Origin of the sequence: Acetobacter sp. DsW_063, from assembly GCF_002153745.1 — a bacterium.
Classification (GTDB): Bacteria; Pseudomonadota; Alphaproteobacteria; order Acetobacterales; family Acetobacteraceae; genus Acetobacter.
The window spans coordinates 1-3795 of sequence record NZ_JOPL01000130.1 but is presented as its reverse complement, the minus strand read 5'-3'; the positions used below and the strand labels follow the sequence as shown (position 1 = coordinate 3795).

The 3795-nt window shown below is 56.0% G+C and carries 3 protein-coding genes; 2 read left to right on the top strand and 1 reads right to left on the bottom strand.

Annotated features, from left to right (window positions below; genetic code table 11):
• Window positions 1-285 precede the first annotated feature (285 nt).
• Both HK28_RS13145 and HK28_RS13140 read left to right on the top strand, forming a co-directional pair.
• On the top strand, window positions 286-1146 hold the full coding sequence (locus tag HK28_RS13145; RefSeq protein WP_086644990.1) for a glucose 1-dehydrogenase: 861 nt from the start codon (window positions 286-288) through the stop codon (window positions 1144-1146).
• On the top strand, window positions 1139-2404 hold the full coding sequence (locus tag HK28_RS13140) for an AGE family epimerase/isomerase (protein ID WP_086644989.1): 1266 nt from the start codon (window positions 1139-1141) through the stop codon (window positions 2402-2404). The genes HK28_RS13145 and HK28_RS13140 overlap by 8 nt, the downstream gene beginning before the upstream one ends.
• Window positions 2405-2763: 359 nt before the next feature.
• On the opposite strand, the gene HK28_RS14185 is transcribed toward HK28_RS13140, so the two are convergent.
• The gene (locus tag HK28_RS14185; protein ID WP_086644988.1) at window positions 2764-3015 is read right to left on the bottom strand and encodes a hypothetical protein; all 252 of its coding nucleotides are present in this window, start codon (window positions 3013-3015) and stop codon (window positions 2764-2766) included.
• Window positions 3016-3795: the final 780 nt, after the last annotated feature.

Genomic DNA, 3795 nt, shown 5'->3' with positions numbered 1-3795 from the left:
TCTCATGCAGGGCAGTCTACAGCCACAAAGTTAATGTGACAGCACCGGCGAGAGCTCAACGGAAATCGAAAGTACAGTGACCCCGCATGCGCAGAGCCGTGAAGTGCAGAGCAAGCGAACCCGACGCTTACGCCACGAAACTATCACACCTCTCATGACGTGACAGCACTGAGCTAAGCGCAGACGCCTTTGGCACCAGGTGACACACGCCGGTAGCTGAACAATGCAACCACGCAGCGACTGAGGCGCTGAATTATGGAAAAGCCAATGAAAGGGAGAGATCTCATGTCACTTGCTATCCCACCGCAGAGTCAGGCGCATCAGCCTGGTGTAGAAAAAGTCATGAAGCCGCTCGCGGTGCATATTCGCCCCGAATACCGTGGAAGTGGGAAGCTTGCCGGCAAAAGAGCCCTGATCACTGGCGGTGATAGCGGCATCGGACGCGCCGCCGCACTGCATTTTGCCCGAGAAGGCGCCGATGTTGCCATCGTGTATCTTGAAGAGCACGAGGACGCGAAGGAAACCGTTCGTCTTATAGAAGCCGAAGGGCGCAAAGGTCTTGCGCTGGCCGGGGATGTCAGACACAGCGCGTTTTGCAATGACGCCGTGAGCAAGACCGTTGAGGCGTTCGGCGGCCTCGATGTCGTCGTGAACAATGCCGGCGTGCAGTATGTCAGTCTCGATTTGACGGATATTACGGACGAAGTGTGGCAACATCACATGGACGTCAATGTAAACGGGTATTTCTACATCACGCGTGCGGCGTTGCCTCACCTGAAAAACGGTAGCGCCATCATTTGCACGTCGTCCATCAACGCCTTTTCCGGCAATGATTCGCTGGTCGCCTACAGCACTACTAAAGCAGCAGAGATGGGCTTTACCCGCTCTCTCGCCCTCCAGCTTGCTGATAAAGGGATCCGGGTGAACGCCGTGGCGCCCGGCCCTGTCTGGACGCCGTTGCAGCCCTCCAGCTGGGGAGTAGTTGACCCGCAGGCTGTGGCTGATCTGGGAAAAGATACGCCGATGGCGCGCTGCGGAGAGCCTTGGGAATTGGGCGCATCCTATGTGTATCTCGCCTCCGAGGACTCCAGCTTCGTGACGGGGCAGACCCTTCACGTCAACGGAGGCAAAGTCATCAATGGCTGAGATGCTCCCGTCCCTCATGGTGCCAGAGGCCAGTTGGCTTCGCGCGACGCCGCATCGATACTGGCTGGAACACCAAGGAGCGCGACTTCTCGATTTCTCCAAAGCTTCACGCTTGAAAGAGGGATTCGGGGCACTCGACGATCATGGACATCTGCACCCTGGCGCCCAACCGGATACAACCCTGACAGCCCGCATGACGCATGCATACGCGATCGCGGGCATGCGCGGCTTGCCGGGCTGTACACCATTGGCTGAACACGGTGTCGAATGTCTTTTGGGGAGCCTAAAAGATTCCGAATACGGTGGCTGGTTTGGTGGCCTCATTCATGGGGTTCCATCGGCTGAACAGCGCCGGAAGCAAAATTATCTGCACGCGTTCGTGGCTCTCGCGGCTTCGTCCGCCACGCGAGCGAGGCTGCCGCGGGCTGAGATCCTGCTGAAAAAGTCCATATCGGTCTGGGAAACGCATTTCTGGAGCGAGGAGGAAGGCGTGTTCAAGGAGAGTTTCTACGCCGACTGGAGCGACGAAGAGAATTACCGCGGCGCCAACTCCAACATGCACTCTGTTGAAGCCTGCATGGCAGTAGCCGACGTGACTGGCAATCCCGTTTGGCGGCATCGCGCACTTCGCGTCGTTACCCGTTTTATACATGAAATCGCTTGCGACGCCGATTATCTAGTGCAGGAACACTTTGATCGTGGATGGAACTATCTTCCCGATTATCATTATGACAAGCCCACGGACGATTTGCGCCCTTTCGGATTGACGCCGGGCCATTTTCTCGAATGGTCTCATCTGCTTCTGAAACTTGAAGCGGCTTTATTGCGCGAGGCCGGGACTGCTCCGGAGTGGCTTTTGGCCGACAGCATCGCTCTGTTTGAAAAAGGGATGCAGGTCGGCTGGGCGCGCAACGGAAAAGAAGGGTTGCTTTATACCGTCGATAACGATTGTATACCGGTTGTAGAAAACAGACCTCACTGGTGTCAGGCTGAATCCCTTACGGCAGCAGCAGCCTTGTTGAAACGAACCGGATACCGGGCATATGAAACGTGGTACCGCCGAATCTGGAATTACATCGATCTTCATATAGTGGATCGGCGCCATGGCGGCTGGATTCAGGAACTCGATGGCAACAATCATCCTTCTGATCGGGTCTACGCCGGCAAGGCAGACTTGTATCACGCATGGCAATCAACCTTGACGCCACTTCTTCCCCTCGCGCCAAGCTTTGCTACTGCAGTGAGCAATTTGTTCTAAGCGTGGTGTCACGTGATGATGTCACGTTAACCCAGCTGTTCTGGTGCTGTCACGTTAATGAGGCAGGTTTGAAGGGCTTCTGCTGGACAGGCTTTCAGGTCGGTATCGCGGTTGCGGCGTTGCCTTGGGCGAGGGCCCGGAGCAAAGAGGTGGCGAAGAGAGGAGTAGACGAAGCGCTCGCATCTTCCGGGTGAGCGGTTTTTTTGCATGACGCGCTCACGCTTTCGTCGCGGCAAATGCGAATTCTCCGCCTACTTGTTCAGACCCTTGAGGGAGCGGTGTTTCACGCCCAGCATGATCTGGCCCCCAGCCGCCACTTATGACTTCAGCTTGTCAGTGATCATCCTTTTAGAACGACCTTACTGTTTCCTCAACGACAGGGTCAGCAGGCGTCTTGCCGTCTTCGTGTTGCGCCGTGTCTGAAGGATTTCCTCAAGCACGTAACCGTCCTGATCTCCGGCGCGCGATCGCGAGTGAGGCCGGCCGCCAATTACAATCTCGCGTTCGAGCACCATCGCCTCGATCAGCCGAAAGCTCGGCGGAAACCGGAAATCCAGCCATACGACGTGCCTGATGAGCTCACGCAGGAAGCGATGTCGCGTGTAGCTCACAGATCCGCCGGCTCATGCTGCAAAATTATCTCGCCTCACTTAACGTAAAAGCACCGCTACGCTTTTTTCGAACTCCGGCGTCTCAGGGCGTTCGGGCGAAAAGAGAGGCGCCGAGCCACCTCCACTTCCCAGCCTGCCAGCAATACGCCAAGCTATTCGTGATCTCATCTTACGACCACCGACCGGACAATGGCACGCATCGTGGACTTTTTCTCTAAATCCCAAAGCGCATTTTTCTAAAGTTTTATCAGGAGAGCAACTTTCCAGCCCATGAAACGCTTCTTCGAGCGGCAGAGAATGATGCGACCCATCCGAACCTCGCGGTGCTCCCAAGGGGCGGATGTCGTGAACGGTCGCACACCTCGTTAAAATTAAAGGATCAATGATGCGCCGCTCTCTAACCGTACTACTCGTTTTGAGCCTGACATGCGTCGGTATGACGGCCTGCACGCCCCACAAAAAAACATTTGGAGAGAAGGTGCAGGACACACTGGACCCGCCGCAGGGGCCAGCTGAAAAAGTCGGCCGTAGTGTGGACCGTGCCACCGGCAATTAAAATGAGCAGAGTCCAGATTGGTCGACAACCACTAATAGATCTTAGAGCCCGATCTGGAGTAGTTCACGGATTGACCACATCGGTCCCCGGGTCGGTGCGGGTTCAAGCCGAAGTGCGCCATGTCATGAGAATGCAGACACTGGGGGTGTTGCGGAGCCGTAAGGCGGAGCGACGCCCCTAGGCTCAGGACCTATTAATTTATTGAAGTGAGCGAGAGGTTGTGA

Coding starts and splice junctions, on each gene's coding strand:
- HK28_RS13145 (WP_086644990.1), top strand. CDS start 286: ATGTCACTTGCTATCCCACCGCAGAGTCAGGCGCATCAGCCTGGTGTA.
- HK28_RS13140 (WP_086644989.1), top strand. CDS start 1,139: ATGGCTGAGATGCTCCCGTCCCTCATGGTGCCAGAGGCCAGTTGGCTT.